Raw genomic sequence first — 23909 nt, forward strand, 5'->3', positions numbered from 1 at the left:
CCGATGTTCCGCCGAGCCTTCTGGTTCACCGCCGGCGCGGCCGCCGGCGTGTGGGCCACCACCAAGGTCAACCGGCAGCTCAAGAAGCTGACGCCGGAGAGCCTCGCCGCGCAGGCCGCCGACAAGGCGATCGAGGCGGGCCACCGCCTCAAGGACTTCGCCCTCGACGTCAAGTCGGGGATGTCGCAGCGCGAGGACGAGCTGAACGACGCACTGGGACTCCACCAGGATCCCGACCTGCCCGCCAACGTCACCGCCCTTCCCGGGCCGCGGCGGCTGCGGGCCATCGAGCACGACCAGAACACGAACCGTTCGACTGTTACGTACAACCGGAATGAGGACCACTGATGGAGTCGGCTGAAATCCGCCGCCGCTGGCTGAGCTTCTTCGAGGAGCGCGGTCACACCGTTGTCCCTTCGGCGTCGCTCATCGCGGACGACCCGACTCTGCTGCTGGTGCCCGCGGGCATGGTGCCGTTCAAGCCGTACTTCCTCGGCGAGGTCAAGCCGCCCGCGTCCACGCTCACCAGCGTGCAGAAGTGCGTCCGTACGCCGGACATCGAAGAGGTCGGCAAGACCACCCGCCACGGCACGTTCTTCCAGATGTGCGGCAACTTCTCCTTCGGCGACTACTTCAAGGAAGGCGCCATCAAGTACGCCTGGGAGCTGCTCACCAGCTCCGTGGCGGACGGTGGCTACGGCCTTGAGCCCGAGAAGCTCTGGATCACGGTCTACCTCGACGACGACGAGGCCGAGGCCATCTGGCGCGACAAGGTGGGCGTCCCGCAGGAGCGCATCCAGCGCCTGGGCAAGAAGGACAACTTCTGGTCCATGGGCGTCCCGGGCCCCTGCGGTCCCTGTTCGGAGATCAACTACGACCGCGGTCCCGAGTTCGGCGTCGAGGGCGGCCCCGCCGTCAACGACGAGCGCTACGTGGAGATCTGGAACCTGGTCTTCATGCAGTACGAGCGCGGCGCCGGCGACGGGAAGGAAGACTTCCCGATCCTGGGCGACCTGCCGTCGAAGAACATCGACACCGGTCTCGGCCTCGAACGCCTCGCCATGATCCTGCAGGGCGTGCAGAACATGTACGAGACCGACACCCTGCGCGTGGTCATGGACAAGGCCACCGAGCTGACCGGCGTGCAGTACGGCGCCGAAAAGGGCACGGACGTCTCGCTGCGCGTGGTCGCCGACCACATTCGCACCTCGACCATGCTCATCGGCGACGGCGTGTCCCCCGGCAACGAGGGCCGCGGCTACGTGCTGCGCCGCATCATGCGCCGAGCCATCCGCAACATGCGCCTCATGGGCGCCACCGGCCCGGTCGTCCAGGACCTGGTCAACGTGGTCATCGAGACGATGGGGCAGCAGTACCCGGAGCTCGTGACCGACCGCAAGCGCATCGAGACCGTCGCGCTCGCCGAAGAGGCCGCCTTCCTCAAGGCCATCAAGGGCGGCACCAACATCCTCGACACCGCCGTGTCCGAGACCAAGGCCGCCGGTGGCACGGTCCTGGCCGGCGACAAGGCGTTCCTGCTCCACGACACGTGGGGCTTCCCGATCGACCTCACCCTGGAGATGGCCGCCGAGCAGGGCCTCGCCGTGGACGAGCCCGGCTTCCGCCGCCTGATGCAGGAGCAGCGGGACCGCGCCAAGGCCGACGCCAAGGCCAAGAAGACCGGCCACGCGGACATGTCCGCCTACCGGGAGATCGCCGACGGCTCCGGCGCCACCGAGTTCACCGGCTACGCCACCAACCAGGGCGAGTCCACCATCGTCGGCCTCCTGGTCAACGGCGTCTCCGCGCCCGCCGCCTCCGAGGGCGACGAGGTCGAGGTCGTCCTGGACCGCACCCCCTTCTACGCCGAGGGCGGCGGCCAGCTCGCCGACCAGGGCCGCATCAAGCTCGACTCGGGCGCCGTCATCGTCGTCCGCGACGTGCAGCAGCCGGTCCCCGGCGTCTCCGTACACAAGGGCTCCGTCCAGGTCGGCGAGGTGACGGTGGGCGCCTCCGCGTACGCCGCCATCGACATCCAGCGCCGCCGGGCCATCGCCCGCGCCCACTCGGCCACGCACCTGACGCACCAGGCCCTGCGCGACGCGCTCGGCCCGACGGCCGCCCAGGCCGGTTCCGAGAACTCGCCCGGCCGCTTCCGCTTCGACTTCGGCTCGCCGAACGCGGTGCCCGGCTCGGTCCTCACCGACGTCGAGCACAAGATCAACGACGTGCTCTCGCGCGAGCTCGACGTCACCGCCGAGATCATGAGCATCGACGAGGCCAAGAAGCAGGGTGCCATCGCCGAGTTCGGCGAGAAGTACGGCGAGCGCGTGCGCGTCGTGACCATCGGCGACTTCTCCAAGGAGCTGTGCGGCGGCACGCACGTCGGCAACACCAGCCAGCTCGGCCTGGTGAAGCTGCTCGGCGAGTCCTCCATCGGCTCCGGCGTGCGCCGCGTCGAGGCCCTCGTGGGCGTGGACGCGTACAACTTCCTCGCCAAGGAGCACACGGTCGTCGCCCAGCTCCAGGAGCTGGTCAAGGGCCGTCCGGAGGAGCTGCCGGAGAAGATCGCCTCCATGCTCGGCAAGCTGAAGGACGCCGAGAAGGAGATCGAGAAGTTCCGCGCGGAGAAGGTCCTCCAGGCCGCCGCCGGTCTCGCCGCCGGCGCCCAGGACATCCGCGGCGTCGCGCTCGTCGTGGGCACCGTCCCGGACGGCACCGGCGCCGACGACCTGCGCAAGCTGGTCCTCGACGTCCGTGGCCGCATCCAAGGCGACCGCCCGACCGTCGTCGCCCTGTTCACCACGGCGAACGACCGCCCGCTGACCGTCATCGCCACCAACGAGGCCGCCCGCGAGCGCGGTCTCAAGGCCGGCGAGCTGGTCCGTACGGCCGCCAAGACCCTCGGTGGCGGCGGCGGCGGCAAGCCGGACGTGGCCCAGGGCGGTGGCCAGAACCCGGCCGCCATCCCCGAGGCCATCGCCGCGGTCGAGCGCCTCGTCGTAGAGACGGCCTGAAGATGACACTGCGCCGCGGCCGCCGTCTGGCCATCGATGTCGGTGACGCCCGGATCGGGGTCGCCTCGTGCGACCCCGATGGGGTGTTGGCCACACCGGTGGAAACCGTTCCGGGCCGGGACATTCCCTTCGCCCACCGGCGGCTGCGGCAGCTCGTCGCGGAGTACGAGCCCATCGAGGTGGTGGTCGGTCTGCCCCGCTCGCTCAGCGGGCGGGAAGGGCCGGCCGCGGCCAAGTGCCGCGCCTTCGCCACGGAACTCGCCAAGGGCATCAAGCCCGTGACGGTGCGTCTGGTGGACGAGCGGATGACGACGGTCACCGCCGCCCAGGGCCTGCGGGCCTCGGGGAAGAACGCGAAGAAGAGCCGTTCCGTCATCGATCAGGCGGCCGCCGTGGTGATCCTGCAGAACGCTCTTGAGACCGAACGGGTATCAGGTAATCCGCCCGGTGAGTGCGTCGAAGTGGTTGTCTGATCGCGATACGGTAACGTTCCGCGCGATGTGACGGCATTCGAACAGCCGTCGCCCATCAGAAGAGGCGGAACCGTGTGTCGCGGCAGACGGAGTCGCGGCCAACGCCCTGCGGCGCGCTAGGGGATCGATGACTGAGTATGGCCGGGGCCCTGGCCCCGAACCGTGGCACCCCGAGGACCCGCAGTACGGGGACCAGGGGTGGACCGGGCACGAGGCCCAGCAGGGTCAGATGCCCTATGTCGGAGGCCCGCAGCAGTACCAGCAGGAGCCTGCGCCTCAGCAGGCCTACTACGCGCAGCAGCAGGGCCAGGGCCAGTACCCCCAGGCCCAGCAGATGCCGTACCAGCAGCAACAGCAGCAGATGCCGTATCCGCAGCACCCCCAGCAGCACCCGCAGCACCCTCAGCACCAGCAGCAGCACCCGCAGCACCAGCAGTCGTACGGGGGCCAGGGCCAGGTCTGGGACACCGGGCAGGGCCAGTACGCCGCGGTCCCGCAGGCCGCCGACCCCTACGCCGGCGCGGATCCGTACGCGCAGCAGCAGGCGAGCAACTACCCCGGCGAGGCCCCCGACCTCTACGGCACCCCCGAGGCCTTTCCGCCTCCGCGGCCGCCGAGCATGAGGCACCTGCAGACCGAGGAGCCGTGGCAGGAAGAAGAGGACGCCGCGGCGGACTCCTTCCTCGCGGGCGGCGGCAGCGGTGACGACGACGGCGACGATGGTGACGGCGACGACGGCGGTCGCGGCGGCCGCCGTTCGGGCCGCTCCGGCGGCAAACCGAAGAAGCGCAGCGGCATGGCCTGCCTCATCGCGGCCGTGGTCATCGTCGGCGTGGTCGGAGGTGGCGGCTACTACGGCTACAGCTACCTGAAGGACAAGTTCTCCGCGGCCGAGGACTACGCGGGCGATGGCACGGGCTCGGTCTCCATCGACATCCCCAAGGGCGCGGGCACAGGGGAGATGGGCCGCATCCTCAAGGCGGCCGGCGTGGTCAAGAGTGCTGGTGCCTTCGTAGCCGCCGCCGCGGCCAACCCCAAGGGCAACTTCATCCAGGCCGGCTCGTACACGATGAAGGAGCACATGTCGGCCCAGGCCGCCGTGGCCCTCATGGTGAACGGGGCGGGAATGAACGCCCTCGACGTCATCCCGGGCTGGCGCAACGTCCAGGTCTACGAGGCGATCGACCAGCGGCTCAAGCTCGCCCCCGGCACGACCAAGACGGTCGCCGCCAAGGAAGCGAAGAACCTCGGGCTGCCGGACTGGGCCAACACCAACAAGGACATCAAGGACCCGCTGGAGGGCTTCCTCTACCCGGCGCGTTACGACCTGAGCAAGGACGCGACCCCCCAGGTGCTGCTGAAGCAGATGGTGGGCAAGGCCAACGAGGCCTACGGCAACGCGGACCTCAAGGGGCAGGCGGCCAAGCTGGGGCTGAGCAACCCGCTGCAGCTCGTCACTGTCGCGAGCCTCGTCCAAGCTGAGGGCAAGTACCAGCACGACTTCGACAAGATCTCGCGAGTGGTCTACAACCGCCTGAAGCCCGGCAACACCGAGACGTACGGTCTGCTCGACTTCGACTCCACCATCAACTACATGAAGGGCCAGAGCACGTTGGACGTCGGTTCGGTCGACGCCCTCCGAAAGCTGGATGACCCGTACAACACGTACAAGATCAAGGGTCTGCCCGCAGGTCCGATCGGTAACCCGGGCCCCGACGCGCTTAAGTCGGCGCTCAATCCGGAGCCGGGCCCCTGGTACTACTTCGTGTCGGTGAATGAGGACAAGACTCTATTCGCGGTGACAAACGACGAGCACAACCGAAACCGTGAAGAGTACGAGAAGCAGCGCGGGCGCTAGTGGGCCGGGCGCTTGAGAATGCCACTGACGGGCCCCCGCCCGGCCGCAAGGCCAGGTGGGGGCCCGCTCTAGTGCTGAATTCGGTCTATTTCGTAAATTTGACCTCAGTTGGGCCGGTTTGGGCTCGCTGGATATCCGTGCATCCGGTTCTTCGCTTGCGGGAATTGCGGGATCCGGTGCTGCGGTGGTTGGCAATACGTCCCAGCAGCAAGCCTCTAGGGTGCTCGGCTGGGTGCAACGCGTTGGATGCTAAAATTCCTTCCCGTGATGAGGGGAACCGGAAATCAATGCTTTAGGAGCGCGATGCACCGCAGGCGGGCCGCGGTGCTGGGTTCGCCCATCGAGCACTCCCTCTCGCCGGTGCTGCACCGCGCCGCGTACCAGGAGCTCGGCCTCGGCGAGTGGTCGTACGACCGCTTCGAGATCGACGAGGCCGCGCTCCCCGGTTTCATCGCGCAGCTCGGCCCCGAGTGGGCCGGGCTGTCGCTGACCATGCCGCTCAAGCGGGCGATCATCCCGCTGCTCGACGAGATCAGCGACACGGCCGCCTCCGTGGAGACGGTCAACACCGTCGTCTTCACCGAGGACGGCCGCAAGATCGGTGACAACACCGACATCCCCGGCCTGCTCGCCGCGCTGAGCGAGCAGGGTGTGGAGAAAGTGGAGTCCGCCGCGATCCTCGGCGCCGGCGCCACCGCCTCCTCGGCGCTCGCCGCGCTGGCCCGAGTCTGCACCGGCGAGGTGACCGTCTACGTACGCTCCGAGGCCCGGGCCGCGGAGATGCGCGCGTGGGGCGATCGCCTCGGCGTGGACGTCCGTACGGCCGACTGGTCGCGGGCGGCCGAGGGGCTGGCCGCGCCGCTGGTCATCGCCACCACCCCGGCCGGTGCCACGGACGAACTGGCCGCCTCCGTTCCCGCCGCCGCGGGCACCCTCTTCGACGTCCTGTACGACCCCTGGCCCACGCCCCTGGCCGCGGCCTGGACGCAGCGCGGGGGCAAGCTCCTCGGTGGCCTCGACCTCCTGGTCCACCAGGCGGTCCTCCAGGTCGAGCTGATGACCGGCTGTCCCACCGCTCCGCTCGGGGCCATGCGCGCCGCGGGCGAGGCGGCGCTGCGCGCCCGCCACTGAGCCGAAACGGAACCTTTCTAGATCCACATGTCGCCCCGGGCCCGGGTGTACCGCCGTCCGATAGCTGGACCGGAGGGCGGTGTACGGGCCCGGACATGGGAGGATCGGGTGAAGGCGGGTCAGGGCCGCGCACCCGATCGCGCCATCGATGAATCAGGCGCGAGCACGAGGAGCATCGTTGAGCAGGTTGCGTTGGCTGACGGCCGGGGAATCCCACGGCCCGGCTCTGGTAGCGACGCTGGAGGGGCTTCCCGCCGGCGTCCCGGTCACCACCGAGCTGGTGGCCGACCACCTCGCCCGGCGCCGGCTCGGCTACGGCCGCGGTGCCCGGATGAAGTTCGAGCAGGACGAGGTGACATTTCTCGGGGGTGTTCGCCACGGACTTTCCCTCGGCTCCCCGGTCGCCGTGATGGTGGGCAACAGCGAGTGGCCCAAGTGGGAAACGGTCATGTCGGCCGACCCGGTCGACCCCTCGCTCCTCAAGGACACCGGCCGCAACGCGCCGCTGACCCGGCCGCGCCCCGGCCACGCCGACCTCGCCGGCATGCAGAAGTACGGCTTCGACGAGGCCCGGCCGATCCTGGAGCGCGCCAGCGCCCGTGAGACCGCCGCCCGCGTGGCCCTCGGCGCCGTCGCCCGGTCCTTCCTCAAGGAGGTCGCGGGCATCGAGATCGTCTCCCACGTCGTGGAGCTGGCGGCCGCCAAGGCCCCGTACGGCGTCTACCCGACCCCCGCCGACGTCGAGAAGCTCGACGCCGACCCGGTGCGCTGCCTCGACGCCGACGCGTCGAAGGCGATGGTCGCGGAGATCGACCAGGCCCACAAGGACGGCGACACCCTCGGCGGCGTCGTCGAGGTCCTCGCCTACGGCGTGCCCGTCGGCCTCGGCTCGCACGTGCACTGGGACCGCCGCCTCGACGCGCGCCTCGCGGCCGCGCTCATGGGCATCCAGGCCATCAAGGGCGTGGAGGTCGGCGACGGCTTCGACCTGGCCCGCGTGCCCGGCTCGCAGGCCCACGACGAGATCGTCAACACCCCCGAGGGCATCAAGCGCACCTCCGGCCGCTCCGGCGGCACCGAGGGCGGTCTGACCACGGGTGAGCTGCTGCGCGTACGCGCCGCGATGAAGCCGATCGCGACCGTGCCGAAGGCCCTCGCCACCGTGGACGTCGCCACCGGCGAGGCCACCGTCGCGCACCACCAGCGCTCCGACGTCTGTGCGGTGCCCGCCGCGGGCATCGTCGCCGAGGCCATGGTCGCCCTGGTGCTGGCCGACGCCGTCGTGGAGAAGTTCGGTGGCGACTCCGTCCCGGAGACCCGCCGCAACGTCCGCTCCTACCTCGACAACCTGCAGATCCGGTGACGGGCACCAGCTCGACCGGACCCCTGGTGGTCCTCGTCGGCCCCATGGGGTCCGGCAAGTCCACCGTGGGCGAGCTGATCGCCCAGCGGCTCGGAGTCACCTACCGGGACACCGACGCCGACATCGTCGCGGCCCAGGGCCGGGAGATCTCCGACATCTTCGTGGACGCGGGCGAACCGTACTTCCGTGAGCTGGAGCGGGAAGCGGTCGCCGCGGCCATCGCCGGACACCAGGGCGTCCTCGCCCTCGGCGGCGGCGCCGTCCTCGACGACAAGACGCGCGAGCTGCTGACAGGGCTGCCCGTCGCCTACCTCTCGATGGACGTCGAGGAAGCCGTCAAGCGCGTGGGCCTCGGCGCCGCGCGCCCGCTGCTCGCCGTCAACCCGCGCCGCCAGTGGCGCGAAATGATGGACGCCCGGCGCCCCCTGTACACCGAAGTCGCGCGCGTCGTGGTGGCCACCGACGAGCGCACCCCCGAAGAGGTCGCCCAGGCGGTCCTCGACGCTCTGGAGTTGAAGAACGCATGACGGACAAGGTGACGCGGATCCAGGTCGGCGCGAGCGCCGGGCACGACGCGTACGAGGTGCGGGTCGGCCGGCAGCTGCTCGGCGAGCTGGGCTCCCTGATCGGTACGAAGGCCCAGCGGGTCGCCGTCATCCACCCCGAGGCCCTCGCCTCGACCGGTGAGGCGCTGCGGGACGACCTCGCCGCCCAGGGGTACGAGGCCGTCGCCATCCAGGTGCCGAACGCCGAGGAGGCCAAGACGGCCGAGGTGGCGGCGTACTGCTGGAAGGCGCTGGGCCAGTCCGGCTTCACCCGCAGCGACGTCATCGTCGGCGTCGGCGGGGGATCCACCACCGACCTCGCGGGCTTCGTCGCGGCCTCCTGGCTGCGCGGGGTGCGCTGGATCGCCGTCCCGACCACCATCCTGGCGATGGTGGACGCGGCCGTCGGCGGCAAGACCGGCATCAACACCGCCGAGGGCAAGAACCTCGTCGGCGCCTTCCACCCGCCGGCCGGCGTGCTCTGCGACCTGGCGGCGCTGGAATCGCTGCCGGTCAACGACTACGTCAGCGGTCTCGCCGAGATCATCAAGGCCGGATTCATCTCCGACCCGGTGATCCTCGACCTGATCGAGGCGGACCCCGAGGCGGCGCGCACGCCGGCGGGCCCCCACACGGCCGAGCTGATCTGCCGCTCCATCCAGGTCAAGGCCGACGTGGTCTCCAGCGACCTCAAGGAGGCGGGCCTGCGGGAGATCCTCAACTACGGGCACACCCTCGCGCACGCCATCGAGAAGAACGAGCGCTACAAGTGGCGCCACGGCGCCGCCGTCTCGGTCGGCATGGTCTTCGCCGCCGAACTCGGCCGGCTCGCGGGCCGGCTCGACGACGCGACGGCCGACCGGCACAAGGCCGTCCTGGCCTCGGTGGGTCTGCCGCTGACCTACCGCGGCGACCAGTGGCCCAAGCTGCTGGAGACCATGAAGCTCGACAAGAAGTCCCGGGGCGACCTGCTGCGCTTCATCGTCCTGGACGGGCTGGCGAAGCCGACCGTCCTGGAGGGCCCCGACCCGGCCGTCCTCGTGGCAGCATTCGGCGAGGTCACGGCCTGAGTCCACCAGGGCCGGTACGAACCTGCCCGAACCGGAGCGAAGTGTTCTGTGCCGGTGGGGGCAGTGCCGTCTCACGACCGCGTGACCCGGTGAGCCTCCGGGGTCATATAACGTTCTCGTATCAGTCGTGGTGGAACGAGACGGAGTGGCAGCGGATGCAGCAGGGAGTGGGAGGCGGGGGCTGGGAGCCGCCGGGGAGTCAGCACCCGGCGGCGCCCCCGCATCCGCCCGTACCGCCGGTGGCCGGCTGGCCCGCGCCTCCCGTGCCCTCCGGGCACGCCGCGCCCCTGGCCTCGCCGGGCCCGCCGGACGGCTTCACCGGGCACGTCCCGCTCCCGCCCGTGGCCCCCGGCACCGGCGGCGCCACCCTCGCGGTGCTGCTGATCGGCCCCGCGGGCGCCGGCAAGACCACGGTGGCCCGGCACTGGGCCGGCACCCGGCCCGTCCCGACCGCGCACATCAGCCTGGACGACGTACGGGAATGGGTCTGTTCGGGCTTCGCGGATCCGCAGGCCGGCTGGAACGACCACTCCGAGGCGCAGTACCGCCTCGCCCGCCGCACCTGCGGCTTCGCCGCCCGGAACTTCCTGGCCAACGGGATCTCCTGCATCCTCGACGACGCCGTGTTCCCCGACCGGCCGGTCGTGGGCCTCGGCGGGTGGAAGCGGCACGTCGGGCCCGCTCTGCTGCCGGTCGTCCTGCTGCCCGGCCTGGAGATCGTCCTGGAGCGCAACGCCGCCCGCTCCGGAAACCGGCGGCTCTCCGACGAGGAGGTCGCACGGATCCACGGCCGGATGGCCGGCTGGTACGGATCGGGGCTGCCGATCATCGACAACTCCCACCTGGACGTCGAGGGCACCGCCCGCGCCCTGGACGAGACCCTGGCCCGCGCCATCTCCCAGCCGGCCTACTGAACCGGCCTTCTGGACCTGCCTGCTGGACCGGCCTGCTGACCGGCCCGTCGTATCCCTGCCCGCGGCGCCCGCCGTGCCCGGCCCGGCCCCCGTACGGCCGCGCTCACCAGGCCGGATGCGCGCAGCACTCGTAGGCTCGGAAACATGTCAGACGTGTACGCGGCCCGCCGGGGCCTGCTTCGCGACCGCTGTGCGGCCGCCGGAAACGCCGCCGCACTCATCACGCGTCCGGCGAACGTCCGTTACCTCTCCGGGGCGTCGCCGCTGGGCGCCGTCCTGCTGCTCGGTCCGGGCGGCGAGGACATGTTGTTCTGCGCCGGGCAGCCCACCGGGGAGGCCGACGAGGGACGGCTCGACGAGAACCTGCGGCTCTCCGTGCTGGCCGGCCCCGGAGCGGATCCCGCCGTCGCGGCGGCCGACGCGGCCTTCGCGGCCCGCGCCGAATCCCTGGCCGTCGAGGAGCACCACCTCACCGTCGGCCGGCACCGGGCCCTCGGCTCGGTGGCGCCCGGGCTGCGCCTGGCCGATCTGGGGACCGCGGTGGAACAGCAGCGCCTCGTCAAGGACGAGGAGGAGATCGCCTGCCTGCGGATCGCCGCCGAGATCGCCGACCAGGCCCTCGGGGAGCTGCTGGAATCGATCCTGGTGGGCCGCACCGAACGGCACCTCGCGCTGGAGCTGGAACGCCGCCTGGTGGACCACGGGGCGGACGGCCCCGCCTTCCCGACCTCCGTCGGCACCGGCCCGCACTCCGGCCGCTCCAGGCACCGGCCCTCCGACCGCAGGGTCGAGGAGGGTGATTTCCTCTCCGTCTGCCTCGGCGCGAACTACCGGGGCTACCGCTGCGAGATCGGCCGCACCTTCGTGATCGGCACGACCCCCGCCGACTGGCAGATCGAGCTCTACGAGCTGGTGTTCGCCGCCCAGCGGGCGGGCCGGGAGGCCCTGCTGCCCGGGGCCGCGTACCGCGATGTGGATCACGCGGCCCGCTCCGTACTCGACTCCGCAGGTCACGGCGAGGCCCTCGCGGCGTGGACCGGACACGGTGTCGGTCTCGAAATCGACGAGGACCCGCAGCTTGCACCTACGGCCATGGGTAAACTGGACGCTTGCGTGCCGGTCACCGTCGAGCCGGGGGTTCACCTCCCTGGCCGGGGCGGCGTCCGGATCGATGACACGCTCGTCGTACGCCCCGAGGCGGACGGCGGTCCCGAGCTACTCACCATTACGACCAAGGAGCTGCTCGCGCTCTAGCCCGCGTCGCCGGGCTGTGCGCGCACCCGTGGTCCTCCAGTGCAGGAGATTCCCAAACCGTGGCTTCCACGAACGACCTCAAGAACGGCATGGTGCTCAAGCTCGACGGTGGCCAGCTCTGGTCCGTCGTCGAGTTCCAGCACGTCAAGCCCGGCAAGGGCCCGGCCTTCGTGCGCACCAAGCTGAAGAGCGTCATGTCCGGCAAGGTCGTCGACAAGACGTTCAACGCCGGCACCAAGGTCGAGACGGCCACCATCGACCGCCGCGACATGCAGTTCTCCTACATGGACGGCGAGTACTTTGTGTTCATGGACATGGAGGACTTCGACCAGCTGATGGTCGACAAGAAGGCCGTCGGCGACGCCGCCAACTTCCTGATCGAGGGCTTCACCGCCTCCGTGGCCCGCCACGAGGGCGAGGTGCTCTACGTCGAGCTCCCGGCCGCCGTCGAGCTGACCATCGAGCACACCGACCCGGGCGTCCAGGGCGACCGCTCCACCGGTGGCACCAAGCCGGCGACGCTGGAGACGGGCCACGAGATCCAGGTCCCGCTCTTCATCAACACCGGCGAGAAGATCAAGGTCGACACCCGCACCAGCGACTACCTCGGCCGGGTGAACAGCTAACCGTGGCTGCCCGGAGCAACGCGCGCAAGCGCGCTTTCCAGATCCTGTTCGAGGCCGACCAGCGCGGGGTCTCCGTGCGCGAGGTCCTCGCGGACTGGGTCCGCCACTCGCGGTCGGACACCGACCGCCAGCCCGCGGTGAACGAGTTCACCATGGAACTCGTCGAGGGGTACGCCGACAAGGTGGACCGCATCGACGATCTGATCGCCACCTACGCCGTGGACTGGGACCTCGACCGCATGCCGGTCGTGGACCGGAACATCGTGCGTCTCGGTGCCTACGAGCTGATCTGGGTCGACGGAACCCCGGACGCCGTGGCCATCGACGAGGCCGTCCAGCTGGCCAAGGAGTTCTCCACGGACGAGTCGCCCTCGTTCGTGAACGGACTGCTCGGCCGCTTCAAGGACCTCAAGCCGAAGCTGCGTCGCAGCGAGAGCTGACCGGCGCCGCCGGTACGGCGTGAACGGAGGGCCCGCAGCGCACGCGCGCTGCGGGCCCTCCGTCGTCTGCCCGGACTCGTGGCCGTGACGGCGCCGGAGCTGCCTCGGCGGCCCGGCCGCGGGCATGAAAAACCGGTGGGTGCCGGGAGCCTGTCGGCTCCCGGCACCCACCGGTAAACGTTTCTGCTGAGGCCTGGGGGACTAGATGTCCTCGTGCGCCACCGCGCGACGCGCGTCCGCGTCCAGCACGCCCCAGCTGATCAGCTGCTCGGTCAGGACCGAGGGCGACTGGTCGTAGATGACGGCGAGGGTGCGCAGGTCGTCCTGGCGGATCGAGAGCACCTTGCCGTTGTAGTCGCCGCGCTGGCTCTGGATGGTCGCCGCGTAACGCTGCAGCGGGCCGGCCTTCTCGGCGGGTACGTGGGCCAGGCGCTCCAGGTCCAGGCGCAGCTTCGGCGGCGGCTCGGCCGCTCCGCCGGGGGTCGTACCCGGCAGCAGTTCCTGCACCGGAACCCCGTAGAAGTCCGCCAGCTCGGCAAGACGCTGGACGGTCACGGCGCGGTCTCCGCGCTCGTAAGAACCGACCACCACGGCCTTCCACCGGCCCTGGGACTTCTCCTCGACACCATGGAGGGAAAGGCCCTGCTGGGTGCGGATGGCGCGGAGCTTGGCCCCGAGCTGTTTGGCGTATTCGCTGGACATAACGCTCCCGGACGCTGTGACGACATGACCACGTGCGGCTCCGCCGCGCGGCTGGTAACTCACTGTGAGGTTACGCAGCGTTACTTGGATGCGTCAAGCCGAATGGTCTCCAACGCCCACTTAAGAGGGGTCCTGGTCTGCCCCGATGTCCGGTCGCGGGGATCCCCCTGGTACCTTGGAACGCGTAGATCCGACGTCCTTTAAGGTCCGTCCCGTGAGGCGGAGAAGGAGGTCCTTTTCATGGACACTCAGCACGATCAGCAGGATCAGGAAACAGCCGCCGAAGTCATGCGCCCCGTTCTCGAAGCGCAGGACATCGCCCGTGTTCTGACCCGTATCGCCCACGAAATCGTCGAACGCGCCAAGGGCGCCGACGATGTGGTGCTCCTCGGCATTCCCACCCGCGGCGTGTTCCTCGCCCGCCGGCTGGCCGCCAAGCTCGAAGAGATCACCGGTGCCAAGATCCCGGTCGGCTCCCTCGACATCACCATGTACCGCGACGATCTGCGGATGAAGCCCGCCCGGGCGATCGGCCGCACCGAGATTCCCGGCGACGACATCGACGGCCGCCTGGTCGTCCTCGTCGACGACGTTCTCTTCTCCGGCCGCACCATCCGCGCCGCCCTCGACGCCCTCGGCGACCTCGGCCGCCCCCGCGCGGTGCAGCTCGCGGTCCTCGTCGACCGCGGCCACCGCGAACTGCCGATCCGCGCCGACTACGTCGGCAAGAACCTCCCCACGTCGCTGCGGGAGAACGTCCAGGTCCAGGTCCAGGAGGAGGACGGCCGTGACGCCGTGCTGCTCGGCCAGCGGACCGACCGGGCAGCCGGGCAGTAGCCCCTCGCCGACGGCCGGACCCCTCGGGTCCGCGCCGCAGGCTGCCCTGCCCGCACCCCCAGCCAGCCCGTCTGCCCTCCCCACGGCCTTGAATCCACCACGGCTTTGACCTCACCGACTTACGGAGCACCCGGATGAAGCGCCACCTCATCTCGGCCGCCGATCTCACGCGCGACGACGCCGTCCTGATCCTCGACACCGCCGAGGAGATGGCCCGTGTCGCGGACCGGCCGATCAAGAAGCTGCCCACCCTGCGCGGCCGCACGATCTGCAACCTCTTCTTCGAGGACTCGACCCGGACCCGGATCTCCTTCGAGGCCGCCGAGAAGCGCCTCTCCGCCGACGTCATTAACTTCGCGGCCAAGGGCTCCAGCGTCTCCAAGGGCGAGTCCCTCAAGGACACCGCCCAGACCCTGGAGGCCATGGGCGTCGACGCGGTCGTCATCCGCCACCACGCCTCCGGCGCCCCCTACCGCCTCGCCACCTCCGGCTGGATCGACGCCCCGGTGATCAACGCCGGCGACGGCACCCACGAGCACCCCACCCAGGCCCTGCTCGACGCCTTCACCATGCGCCGCCGCCTCGTCGGCAAGGACGCCGGGCTCGGCAAGGACCTGAACGGCCGCCGGATCACGATCGTCGGGGACGTCCTGCACAGCCGGGTCGCCCGCTCCAACGTCCAGCTGCTCCACACCCTCGGCGCCGAGGTCACCCTGGTGGCCCCGCCCACCCTGGTCCCGGTCGGCGTCGAGGCCTGGCCGTGCGAGATCTCGTACAGCCTGGACGAGGTGCTGCCGAAGTCCGACGCCGTGATGATGCTGCGCGTGCAGCGCGAGCGCATGAACGCCGCCTTCTTCCCGACCGAGCGCGAGTACTCCCGCCGCTACGGCCTGGACGGCGCCCGCATGGCGCGGATGCCCGAGCACGCCATCGTGATGCACCCCGGCCCGATGGTCCGCGGCATGGAGATCACCGCCGAGGTCGCCGACTCGGAGCGCTGCACGGTCATCGAGCAGGTCACCAACGGCGTCTCGATCCGCATGGCCGTCCTGTACCTGCTGCTCGGAGGCTCCGAGCCCGCCGTCACCACCACCAGCACGCCCCGCACCGAGGAGAGCAAGTAAAGATGAGCAAGATCCTTATCCGTGGCGCGAAGGTACTCGGTGGCGACGTCCAGGACGTCCTGATCGACGGCGAGACGATCGCCGCCGTGGGCACCGATCTCGACGCCGGCGACGCGACCGTCATCGAGGCCTCGGGCCAGGTCCTCCTCCCCGGCCTCGTCGACCTCCACACCCACCTGCGCGAGCCCGGCCGCGAGGACTCCGAGACCGTCCTCACCGGCACCCGCGCCGCCGCCTCCGGCGGCTACACCGCCGTCTTCGCCATGGCCAACACCTTCCCCGTCGCCGACACCGCCGGCGTCGTCGAGCAGGTGTGGCGCCTGGGCAAGGAGTCCGGCTACTGCGACGTACAGCCCATCGGCGCCGTCACCGTCGGCCTGGAGGGCAAGCAGCTCTCCGAGCTGGGCGCCATGCACGAGTCCGCCGCCCGCGTCACCGTCTTCTCCGACGACGGCAAGTGCGTGGACGACGCGGTCATCATGCGCCGCGCCCTGGAGTACGTGAAGGCCTTCGGCGGCGTCGTCGCCCAGCACGCCCAGGAGCCCCGCCTCACCGAGGGCGCCCAGATGAACGAGGGCATCGTCTCCGCCGAGCTCGGCCTCGGCGGCTGGCCGGCCGTCGCCGAGGAATCGGTCATCGCCCGCGACGTCCTGCTCGCCGAGCACGTCGGCTCCCGCGTCCACATCTGCCACCTCTCCACCGCCGGCTCCGTCGAGATCATCCGCTGGGCCAAGTCCCGCGGCATCGACGTCACCGCCGAGGTCACCCCGCACCACCTGCTCCTCACCGACGAGCTCGTGCGCTCGTACAACCCGGTCTACAAGGTCAACCCGCCGCTGCGCACCGAGGCCGACGTCCTGGCCCTGCGCGAGGCGCTCGCCGACGGCACGATCGACATCGTCGCCACCGACCACGCCCCGCACCCGCACGAGGACAAGGACTGCGAGTGGGCCGCCGCCGCCATGGGCATGGTGGGCCTGGAGACCGCGCTCTCCGTCGTCCAGCAGACGATGGTGGAGACCGGACTGCTCGACTGGGCGGGCGTCGCCGAGCGGATGTCCTTCGCCCCGGCGCGCATCGGCAGCCTTCCGAACCACGGACGCCCCGTCTCGGCAGGTGAACCCGCGAACCTGACCTTGGTCGATACCTCGTACCGTGGTGTCGTGGACCCCGCACACTTCGCCTCCCGCAGCCGCAACACGCCTTACGAGGGCCGTGAGCTGCCGGGGCGCGTCACTCACACCTTCCTGCGGGGCCGGGCAACGGTCGTGGACGGGACGCTGGCGTGACACCTGCAGTAATCCAACTGGCCGCCGAGGCCGCCGAGCGACAGTCGGCGGAGGTGACGGACTGGGGCGCCCGCATCGCGTGGGTGATCGGTCTGCTCGTCTTCATCGCCTTCGTGTACTGGCTGATGCGGCAGGGCTGGAAATGGCGCGGCACCCTGCAGAGCGATCTGCCGGAGCTGCCCGCCGCCCCCGGCGGCCTCCCCGAGCACCGGCTGGCCCTGACCGGCCGGTACCACGGGTCCACCACCGCCGGGCAGTGGCTCGACCGGATCGTCGCCCACGGACTGGGCGTCCGCAGCCGGGTCGAGCTCGCGCTCACCGACGCGGGCCTCGACGTGGTCCGTCCGGGTGCCACCGACTTCTTCGTACCGGCCGCGCAGCTGCGCGGCGCCCGCCTCGACAAGGGAATCGCGGGCAAGGTACTCACCGAGGGCGGTCTCCTCGTCGTCACATGGGCGCACGGCGACAGGCTGATCGACTCCGGATTCCGCTCCGACCGCGCGGCCGAACACGCCGCATGGGTCGAAGCGATCAACGACATGAACCACTCAATCACCACGACGGAAGGCGCCGAACGATGACGACCTCCACCAGGGGAGCAGCCAAAGCTCCCGCCGTACTCGTCCTGGAGGACGGTCGGATCTTCCGCGGCCGCGCCTACGGCGCTGTGGGGGAGACCTTCGGCGAGGCCGTGTTCTCCACCGGAATGACCGGCTACCAGGAGACCCTCACCGACCCGTCGTACCACCGGCAGGTCGTCGTGATGACCGCCCCGCACGTGGGCAACACCGGCGTCAACGACGAGGACCCCGAGTCCTCCCGCATCTGGGTCGCCGGGTACGTCGTACGCGACCCCGCCCGCGTCCCCTCCAACTGGCGCTCCGTGCGCTCGCTGGACGAGGAGCTCGTCAAGCAGGGCGTCGTCGGGATCTCCGGCATCGACACCCGCGCCCTGACCCGCCACCTGCGCGAGCGCGGCGCCATGCGCGTCGGCATCTTCTCGGGCGAGGCCTGGGACGGCGTCCGCGACGAGGCGCTGCTGGCCAAGGTCCAGGCCTCCCCGCAGATGAAGGGCGCCGACCTCTCCGCCGAGGTCGCCACCAAGGAGACGTACGTCGTCCCCGCGATCGGCGAGAAGAAGTACACGGTCGCCGCCGTGGACCTCGGCATCAAGGGCATGACCCCGCACCGGATGGCCGAGCGCGGCATCGAGGTGCACGTGCTCCCCGCCACCGCCACCGTCGAGGACCTGTACGCGGTCAACCCCGACGGCGTGTTCTTCTCCAACGGCCCGGGCGACCCGGCCACCGCCGACCACGCGGTCTCCGTCATGCAGGGCGTCCTCGCCCGCAAGACCCCGCTCTTCGGCATCTGCTTCGGCAACCAGATCCTGGGCCGCGCGCTCGGCTTCGGCACGTACAAGCTGAAGTACGGCCACCGCGGCATCAACCAGCCGGTGCAGGACCGCACCACCGGCAAGGTCGAGATCACCGCGCACAACCACGGCTTCGCCGTGGACGCGCCCCTCGACAAGGTCTCGGAGACCGCCTACGGCCGCGCCGAGGTCTCCCACGTCTGCCTGAACGACAACGTCGTGGAAGGCCTCCAGCTGCTCGACCAGCCGGCCTTCTCCGTCCAGTACCACCCCGAGGCGGCTGCCGGCCCGCACGACGCCGCGTACCTCTTCGACCGCTTCGTTAATCTGATGGAGGCCGAGCGTGCCTAAGCGCACCGATATCCAGTCCGTCCTGGTCATCGGCTCCGGCCCGATCGTCATCGGCCAGGCCGCCGAGTTCGACTACTCCGGGACCCAGGCCTGCCGCATCCTCAAGGCCGAGGGCCTGCGGGTGATCCTGGTGAACTCCAACCCCGCCACGATCATGACCGACCCGGAGATCGCCGACGCCACGTACGTCGAGCCGATCACCCCCGAGTTCGTCGAGAAGATCATCGCGAAGGAGCGCCCCGACGCGCTGCTCCCGACCCTCGGCGGCCAGACCGCGCTGAACACCGCCATCTCCATGCACGAGCAGGGTGTGCTGGCGAAGTACAACGTCGAGCTCATCGGCGCCAACGTCGAGGCGATCAACAAGGGCGAGGACCGCGACCTCTTCAAGGGCGTCGTCGAAGCCGTCCGCGCCAAGATCGGCTACGGCGAGTCCGCCCGCTCGGTCATCTGCCACACGATGGACGACATCATCCAGGGCGTCGACACCCTCGGCGGCTACCCCGTCGTCGTGCGCCCCTCCTTCACCATGGGCGGCGCCGGCTCCGGCTTCGCCCACGACGAGGACGAGCTGCGCCGCATCGCCGGCCAGGGCCTCATGCTCTCCCCGACCACCGAGGTGCTCCTGGAGGAGTCCATCCTCGGCTGGAAGGAGTACGAGCTGGAGCTGATGCGCGACACCAAGGACAACGTCGTCGTCGTCTGCTCCATCGAGAACTTCGACCCGATGGGCGTCCACACCGGCGACTCCATCACCGTCGCCCCGGCGATGACGCTCACCGACCGCGAGTACCAGCGGCTGCGCGACATCGGCATCGCGATCATCCGCGAGGTCGGCGTCGACACCGGCGGCTGCAACATCCAGTTCGCGATCGACCCGGTCGACGGCCGCGTCATCGTCATCGAGATGAACCCGCGCGTGTCGCGCTCCTCGGCGCTCGCGTCGAAGGCCACCGGCTTCCCGATCGCCAAGATCGCCGCCAAGCTGGCCATCGGCTACACGCTCGACGAGGTCCCCAACGACATCACCGAGAAGACGCCGGCCTCCTTCGAGCCGTCCCTCGACTACGTCGTCGTCAAGGCCCCGCGCTTCGCCTTCGAGAAGTTCCCGCTGGCCGACGCCACCCTCACCACCACCATGAAGTCGGTGGGCGAGGCCATGGCCATCGGCCGCAACTTCACCGAGGCCCTCCAGAAGGCCCTGCGCTCGCTGGAGAAGAAGGGCTCGCAGTTCACCTTCGTCGGCCCCACCGGCGACAAGGAAGAGCTCCTCGCCACCGCGGTCCGCCCCACCGACGGCCGCATCAACACCGTCATGCAGGCCATCCGCGCCGGCGCCACCCAGGAAGAGGTCTTCGAGTACACGAAGATCGACCCCTGGTTCGTCGACCAGCTCTTCCTCATCAAGGAGATCGCGGACGAGCTGGCCGCCGCCGACAAGCTCCACCCCGAGCTGCTCGCCGAGGCCAAGCGCCACGGCTTCTCGGACAGCCAGATCGCCGAGATCCGCGGCCTGCGCGAGGACGTCGTCCGCGAGGTCCGCCACGCGCTCGGCGTCCGCCCGGTCTACAAGACGGTCGACACCTGCGCCGCCGAGTTCGCCGCGAAGACCCCGTACTTCTACTCCTCGTACGACGAGGAGTCCGAGGTCGCCCCGCGCGAGAAGCCCGCGGTCATCATCCTGGGCTCCGGCCCGAACCGCATCGGCCAGGGCATCGAGTTCGACTACTCCTGCGTCCACGCCTCCTTCGCCCTCAGCGACGCCGGCTACGAGACCGTGATGGTCAACTGCAACCCGGAGACCGTCTCCACCGACTACGACACCTCCGACCGCCTGTACTTCGAGCCGCTCACGCTCGAAGACGTGCTGGAGATCGTCCACGCCGAATCGCTGGCCGGCCCCATCGCCGGTGTCATCGTCCAGCTCGGCGGCCAGACCCCCCTGGGCCTCGCCCAGGCGCTGAAGGACAACGGCGTCCCCGTCGTCGGCACCCCGCCGGAGGCCATCCACGCCGCCGAGGACCGCGGCGCCTTCGGCCAGGTCCTCGCCGAGGCCGGCCTGCCCGCCCCCAAGCACGGCACCGCCACCACCTTCGCCGGCGCCAAGGCCATCGCAGACGAGATCGGCTACCCCGTCCTCGTACGCCCGTCGTACGTGCTCGGCGGCCGCGGCATGGAGATCGTCTACGACGAGGACCGGCTGTCCTCGTACATCGCCGAGTCCACCGAGATCTCGCCGACCCGCCCCGTGCTGGTCGACCGCTTCCTCGACGACGCGATCGAGATCGACGTCGACGCCCTCTACGACGGCCACGAGCTCTACCTCGGCGGCGTCATGGAGCACATCGAGGAAGCCGGCATCCACTCCGGCGACTCGGCCTGCGCCCTGCCCCCGATCACCCTCGGCGGCTACGACATCAAGCGCCTGCGCGCCTCCACCGAGGCCATCGCCAAGGGCGTCGGCGTCCGCGGCCTGATCAACATCCAGTTCGCGATGGCGGGTGACATCCTCTACGTCCTGGAGGCCAACCCGCGCGCCTCCCGGACCGTCCCCTTCACCTCGAAGGCGACCGCCGTACCGCTCGCGAAGGCCGCCGCCCGCATCTCGCTCGGCACCACCATCGCCGAGCTCCGCGAAGAGGGCATGCTCCCGAAGACCGGCGACGGCGGCACCCTGCCGCTCGACGCGCCGATCTCCGTCAAGGAGGCCGTCATGCCGTGGTCGCGCTTCCGCGACATCCACGGCCGCGGCGTCGACACCGTCCTCGGCCCGGAGATGCGCTCCACCGGCGAGGTCATGGGCATCGACTCCGTCTTCGGCACGGCGTACGCCAAGTCGCAGGCCGGCGCCTACGGCCCGCTGCCCACCAAGGGCCGCGCCTTCATCTCCGTCGCCAACCGCGACAAGCGCACGATGATCTTCCCGGCGCGCGAGCTCGTCGCCCACGGCTTCGAGCTGATGGCCACCTCCGGCACCGCCGAGGTCCTGCGCCGCAACGGCATCAACGCCACCGTCGTGCGCAAGCTCAGCGAGGGCGAGGGCCCGGACGGCGAGAAGACCATCGTCCAGCTCATCCACGACGGCCAGGTCGACCTGATCGTCAACACCCCGTACGGCACCGGCGGCCGCCTCGACGGCTACGAGATCCGCACGGCAGCGGTGGCGCGCGGAGTCCCGTGCCTCACCACGGTCCAGGCGCTCGCCGCGGCCGTCCAGGGCATCGACGCGCTCAACCGCGGCGACGTGGGCGTGTGCTCGCTCCAGGAGCACGCGGAGCGGCTGACGGCGGCCCGCGACTAGGTCCTGCCAGGATCGATACGCCCGAACGGCCCGTAGAGGGGAGGGGGACACCGTCCAGCGCGATGCGCGACGGTCGTCCCCCTCTTCATGAGCTTCATGAGCGCACAAGGGAACCCCTGCACGATGTACAAACTCTTCTTCAGCCTGGTCTTCAAGCGGATGGACCCGGAGCAGGCCCACTACATGGCCTTCCGCTGGATCCGGCTCGCGGCCCGCACCCCGGTCCTGCGCACCTTCGTCGCCGCCTACCTGGCCCCCCGGTACGCGGCCCTGCGCACCGAGGCCCTCGGACTGCGGATGCACGGCCCCTTCGGGCTCGCCGCCGGCTTCGACAAGAACGCCGTCGCCATCGACGGAATGTCGATGCTCGGCTTCGACCACATCGAGATCGGCACCGTCACCGCCGAGCCCCAGCCCGGCAACCCGAAGAAGCGGCTGTTCCGGCTGGTCCCGGACCGCGCGCTGATCAACCGCATGGGCTTCAACAACGAGGGCTCCGCGGCCGTCGCCGAGCGCCTGGCCGCCCGTAACCCCGTCTTCAAGACGGTCGTCGGCGTCAACATCGGCAAGACGAAGGTCGTCCCCGAGGAGGAGGCCGTCGCGGACTACGTCGCCTCCACCGAGCGCCTCGCCCGGCACGCGGACTACCTCGTCGTCAACGTCTCCTCCCCGAACACCCCGGGCCTGCGCAACCTCCAGGCCACGGAGTCGCTGCGGCCCCTGCTGAGCGCCGTGCGCGAGGCGGCGGACCGCGTCGTGACCGACCGGCGGGTCCCGCTGCTCGTCAAGATCGCGCCGGACCTCGCGGACGAGGACGTGGACGCCGTCGCCGACCTGGCCCTGGAGCTGGGCCTGGACGGCATCATCGCGACGAACACGACCATCGCCCGCGAGGGCCTGGGCCTGAAGTCCGACCCCTCGCTGATCAAGGAGACCGGCGGCCTGTCCGGCGCCCCGGTCAAGGAGCGCTCCCTGGAGGTCCTGCGCCGGCTGTACGCCCGCGTCGGCGACCGCCTGGTCCTGGTCGGCGTCGGCGGCATCGAGAACGCCGAGGACGCCTGGCAGCGGATCCTGGCCGGCGCGAGCCTGGTCCAGGGCTACAGCGCCTTCATCTACGAGGGCCCCTGCTACGCCCGCGCCATCCACAAGGGCCTGGCCGCACGCCTGGCCGCCAGCCCGTACGCGACGCTCGCCGAAGCGGTGGGCGCGGAAACCCGAAAGGCCGCCCTGTGACCTCTGCGACTCCTGTGATCCCCTTCGGTACGCGGCTGCGCGCGGCGATGGACTCCCGCGGGCCGCTCTGCGTGGGCATCGACCCGCACGCGGCGCTGCTGGCCTCCTGGGGCCTGAACGACGACGTCGCGGGCCTGGAGAAGTTCTCCCGCACGGTGGTCGAGGCGCTGGCCGACTCGGTCGCGGTCTTCAAGCCGCAGGCGGCGTTCTTCGAGCGGTTCGGCTCGCGCGGGATCGCGGTACTGGAGCAGACGGTGGCCGACGCCCGTGCGGCGGGCACGCTGGTCCTCATGGACGCGAAGCGGGGTGACATCGGCTCGACGATGGCCGCGTACGCGGAGACCTTCCTCTCGCCCTCCTCGCCGCTGTTCTCCGACGCGCTGACGGTCTCCCCGTACCTCGGCTACGGCTCGCTGAAGCCGGCCGTCGACCTGGCGCGGGAGTCGGGGGCCGGTCTGTTCGTGCTGGCGCTGACCTCCAACCCGGAGGGTGCGGAGGTCCAGCGGGCGGTGCGTTCGGACGGCCGCACGATCGGGGCGACGATGCTGGCGCACCTGGCGGCGGAGAACGCGGGGGCCTCCCCGATGGGCTCCTTCGGAGCCGTGGTCGGGGCGACGCTGGGGGACCTGTCCTCCTTCGACCTGGACATCAACGGGCCGCTGCTGGCCCCCGGCATCGGGGCGCAGGGCGCTACCGCGGCGGACCTGCCGGCGGTGTTCGGCGCGGCCGTCCGCAATGTCGTCCCGAACGTGTCGCGGGGCGTGCTGAAGCACGGCCCCGACGCGGCCGCGCTCCGCGCCTCGGCGCACACCTTCGCGGAGGAGATCCGCGCGGCGGTCGCGGCGTAGCCGCCGGGGGCGGAGCCCTGCGGGGCCGTCCCCTACCCGCCCTTCCACCGTTCCCCGGGCTGCGCCCGGACCCCTCCTGGGGCTCCGCCCCGGACCCCGCGCCTCAAACGCCGGCGAGGCTGGGTTTATCCAGCCCCTCCGGCGTTTGAGCCCCGGGG

At 70.6% G+C, this 23909-nt stretch carries 21 protein-coding genes; 20 read left to right on the forward strand and 1 reads right to left on the reverse strand.

Annotated features, from left to right (window positions below):
• Positions 1–3 precede the first annotated feature (3 nt).
• The 12 genes from OHA37_RS31990 to nusB all read left to right on the forward strand — a co-directional run bounded on the left by OHA37_RS31990 (position 4) and on the right by nusB (position 12691).
• Complete coding sequence (locus OHA37_RS31990; RefSeq protein ID WP_266910393.1) at positions 4–348, forward strand: DUF6167 family protein; 345 nt, start codon at positions 4–6, stop codon at positions 346–348.
• Complete coding sequence (gene alaS, locus OHA37_RS31995) at positions 348–3017, forward strand: alanine--tRNA ligase (RefSeq protein WP_266910395.1); 2670 nt, start codon at positions 348–350, stop codon at positions 3015–3017. Before OHA37_RS31990 ends, alaS begins: the two co-directional genes overlap by 1 nt.
• Before the next feature lie 2 nt (positions 3018–3019).
• The gene (gene ruvX / locus OHA37_RS32000; RefSeq protein WP_243334308.1) at positions 3020–3490 is read left to right on the forward strand and encodes a Holliday junction resolvase RuvX; all 471 of its coding nucleotides are present in this window, start codon (positions 3020–3022) and stop codon (positions 3488–3490) included.
• A gap of 127 nt (positions 3491–3617) precedes the next feature.
• Positions 3618–5348: an endolytic transglycosylase MltG gene (gene mltG / locus OHA37_RS32005; protein WP_266910398.1), complete on the forward strand. Its 1731-nt coding sequence runs from the start codon at positions 3618–3620 to the stop codon at positions 5346–5348.
• Between the two features lie 303 nt (positions 5349–5651).
• The gene (locus tag OHA37_RS32010; RefSeq protein WP_266910400.1) at positions 5652–6479 is read left to right on the forward strand and encodes a shikimate dehydrogenase; all 828 of its coding nucleotides are present in this window, start codon (positions 5652–5654) and stop codon (positions 6477–6479) included.
• 178 nt (positions 6480–6657) lie between these two features.
• The gene (aroC, locus tag OHA37_RS32015; protein WP_266910402.1) at positions 6658–7842 is read left to right on the forward strand and encodes a chorismate synthase; all 1185 of its coding nucleotides are present in this window, start codon (positions 6658–6660) and stop codon (positions 7840–7842) included.
• 44 nt (positions 7843–7886) lie between these two features.
• Positions 7887–8369: a shikimate kinase gene (locus OHA37_RS32020; protein WP_266913271.1), complete on the forward strand. Its 483-nt coding sequence runs from the start codon at positions 7887–7889 to the stop codon at positions 8367–8369.
• The gene (gene aroB / locus OHA37_RS32025; protein WP_266910404.1) at positions 8366–9457 is read left to right on the forward strand and encodes a 3-dehydroquinate synthase; all 1092 of its coding nucleotides are present in this window, start codon (positions 8366–8368) and stop codon (positions 9455–9457) included. The genes OHA37_RS32020 and aroB overlap by 4 nt, the downstream gene beginning before the upstream one ends.
• A 155-nt stretch (positions 9458–9612) precedes the next feature.
• Positions 9613–10371 carry an AAA family ATPase gene (locus OHA37_RS32030; RefSeq protein WP_266910406.1) on the forward strand — a complete coding sequence of 253 codons (759 nt, stop codon included), beginning with the start codon at positions 9613–9615 and terminating at the stop codon, positions 10369–10371.
• Between the two features lie 144 nt (positions 10372–10515).
• Positions 10516–11625 (forward strand): aminopeptidase P family protein, encoded by a 1110-nt coding sequence (locus tag OHA37_RS32035; protein WP_266910408.1) that lies wholly within the window; start codon positions 10516–10518, stop codon positions 11623–11625.
• A 59-nt stretch (positions 11626–11684) separates the two neighbouring features.
• Positions 11685–12251: an elongation factor P gene (gene efp, locus OHA37_RS32040; RefSeq protein WP_243334327.1), complete on the forward strand. Its 567-nt coding sequence runs from the start codon at positions 11685–11687 to the stop codon at positions 12249–12251.
• A 2-nt stretch (positions 12252–12253) separates the two neighbouring features.
• Positions 12254–12691 (forward strand): transcription antitermination factor NusB, encoded by a 438-nt coding sequence (gene nusB / locus OHA37_RS32045; protein WP_214948214.1) that lies wholly within the window; start codon positions 12254–12256, stop codon positions 12689–12691.
• A 201-nt stretch (positions 12692–12892) separates the two neighbouring features.
• Here nusB and bldD read toward each other — a convergent pair whose 3' ends face one another.
• On the reverse strand, positions 12893–13393 hold the full coding sequence (bldD, locus tag OHA37_RS32050) for a transcriptional regulator BldD (RefSeq protein WP_069929708.1): 501 nt from the start codon (positions 13391–13393) through the stop codon (positions 12893–12895).
• Positions 13394–13633: 240 nt separating this feature from the next.
• Here bldD and pyrR point away from each other — a divergent pair, with 240 nt between their 5' ends.
• From pyrR to pyrF, 8 genes are all read left to right on the forward strand, one after another.
• Positions 13634–14230 carry a bifunctional pyr operon transcriptional regulator/uracil phosphoribosyltransferase PyrR gene (gene pyrR, locus OHA37_RS32055; protein ID WP_266910411.1) on the forward strand — a complete coding sequence of 199 codons (597 nt, stop codon included), beginning with the start codon at positions 13634–13636 and terminating at the stop codon, positions 14228–14230.
• Positions 14231–14364: 134 nt separating this feature from the next.
• Positions 14365–15354, forward strand: coding sequence for an aspartate carbamoyltransferase catalytic subunit (locus OHA37_RS32060; RefSeq protein WP_266910413.1), 990 nt, complete (start codon positions 14365–14367; stop codon positions 15352–15354).
• A gap of 2 nt (positions 15355–15356) precedes the next feature.
• The gene (locus OHA37_RS32065; RefSeq protein ID WP_266910415.1) at positions 15357–16643 is read left to right on the forward strand and encodes a dihydroorotase; all 1287 of its coding nucleotides are present in this window, start codon (positions 15357–15359) and stop codon (positions 16641–16643) included.
• Positions 16640–17224, forward strand: coding sequence for a PH-like domain-containing protein (locus OHA37_RS32070; protein ID WP_266910417.1), 585 nt, complete (start codon positions 16640–16642; stop codon positions 17222–17224). Before OHA37_RS32065 ends, OHA37_RS32070 begins: the two co-directional genes overlap by 4 nt.
• Positions 17221–18369, forward strand: coding sequence for a glutamine-hydrolyzing carbamoyl-phosphate synthase small subunit (carA, locus tag OHA37_RS32075; RefSeq protein ID WP_266910419.1), 1149 nt, complete (start codon positions 17221–17223; stop codon positions 18367–18369). The genes OHA37_RS32070 and carA overlap by 4 nt, the downstream gene beginning before the upstream one ends.
• Positions 18362–21670: a carbamoyl-phosphate synthase large subunit gene (gene carB, locus OHA37_RS32080; protein WP_266910421.1), complete on the forward strand. Its 3309-nt coding sequence runs from the start codon at positions 18362–18364 to the stop codon at positions 21668–21670. The genes carA and carB overlap by 8 nt, the downstream gene beginning before the upstream one ends.
• A gap of 123 nt (positions 21671–21793) precedes the next feature.
• The gene (locus tag OHA37_RS32085; protein WP_266913273.1) at positions 21794–22903 is read left to right on the forward strand and encodes a quinone-dependent dihydroorotate dehydrogenase; all 1110 of its coding nucleotides are present in this window, start codon (positions 21794–21796) and stop codon (positions 22901–22903) included.
• A complete protein-coding gene (pyrF, locus tag OHA37_RS32090) occupies positions 22900–23751 on the forward strand; it encodes an orotidine-5'-phosphate decarboxylase (protein WP_266910423.1) in 852 nt (283 codons plus the stop codon). Before OHA37_RS32085 ends, pyrF begins: the two co-directional genes overlap by 4 nt.
• Positions 23752–23909: the final 158 nt, after the last annotated feature.

Source organism: Streptomyces sp. NBC_00335, from assembly GCF_036127095.1.
In the GTDB taxonomy this organism is placed as follows: Bacteria; Actinomycetota; Actinomycetes; order Streptomycetales; family Streptomycetaceae; genus Streptomyces.

What these genes read in the sequence shown, in the direction of transcription:
- OHA37_RS31990 (WP_266910393.1), top strand. Translation starts at nt 4, where the DNA reads ATGTTCCGCCGAGCCTTCTGGTTCACCGCCGGCGCGGCCGCCGGCGTG.
- alaS (WP_266910395.1), top strand. Translation starts at nt 348, where the DNA reads ATGGAGTCGGCTGAAATCCGCCGCCGCTGGCTGAGCTTCTTCGAGGAG.
- ruvX (WP_243334308.1), top strand. Translation starts at nt 3,020, where the DNA reads ATGACACTGCGCCGCGGCCGCCGTCTGGCCATCGATGTCGGTGACGCC.
- mltG (WP_266910398.1), top strand. Translation starts at nt 3,618, where the DNA reads ATGACTGAGTATGGCCGGGGCCCTGGCCCCGAACCGTGGCACCCCGAG.
- OHA37_RS32010 (WP_266910400.1), top strand. Translation starts at nt 5,652, where the DNA reads ATGCACCGCAGGCGGGCCGCGGTGCTGGGTTCGCCCATCGAGCACTCC.
- OHA37_RS32020 (WP_266913271.1), top strand. Translation starts at nt 7,887, where the DNA reads ATGGGGTCCGGCAAGTCCACCGTGGGCGAGCTGATCGCCCAGCGGCTC.
- aroB (WP_266910404.1), top strand. Translation starts at nt 8,366, where the DNA reads ATGACGGACAAGGTGACGCGGATCCAGGTCGGCGCGAGCGCCGGGCAC.
- OHA37_RS32030 (WP_266910406.1), top strand. Translation starts at nt 9,613, where the DNA reads ATGCAGCAGGGAGTGGGAGGCGGGGGCTGGGAGCCGCCGGGGAGTCAG.
- OHA37_RS32035 (WP_266910408.1), top strand. Translation starts at nt 10,516, where the DNA reads ATGTCAGACGTGTACGCGGCCCGCCGGGGCCTGCTTCGCGACCGCTGT.
- bldD (WP_069929708.1), bottom strand. Translation starts at nt 13,393, where the DNA reads ATGTCCAGCGAATACGCCAAACAGCTCGGGGCCAAGCTCCGCGCCATC.
- pyrR (WP_266910411.1), top strand. Translation starts at nt 13,634, where the DNA reads ATGGACACTCAGCACGATCAGCAGGATCAGGAAACAGCCGCCGAAGTC.
- OHA37_RS32060 (WP_266910413.1), top strand. Translation starts at nt 14,365, where the DNA reads ATGAAGCGCCACCTCATCTCGGCCGCCGATCTCACGCGCGACGACGCC.
- OHA37_RS32065 (WP_266910415.1), top strand. Translation starts at nt 15,357, where the DNA reads ATGAGCAAGATCCTTATCCGTGGCGCGAAGGTACTCGGTGGCGACGTC.
- carA (WP_266910419.1), top strand. Translation starts at nt 17,221, where the DNA reads ATGACGACCTCCACCAGGGGAGCAGCCAAAGCTCCCGCCGTACTCGTC.
- OHA37_RS32085 (WP_266913273.1), top strand. Translation starts at nt 21,794, where the DNA reads ATGTACAAACTCTTCTTCAGCCTGGTCTTCAAGCGGATGGACCCGGAG.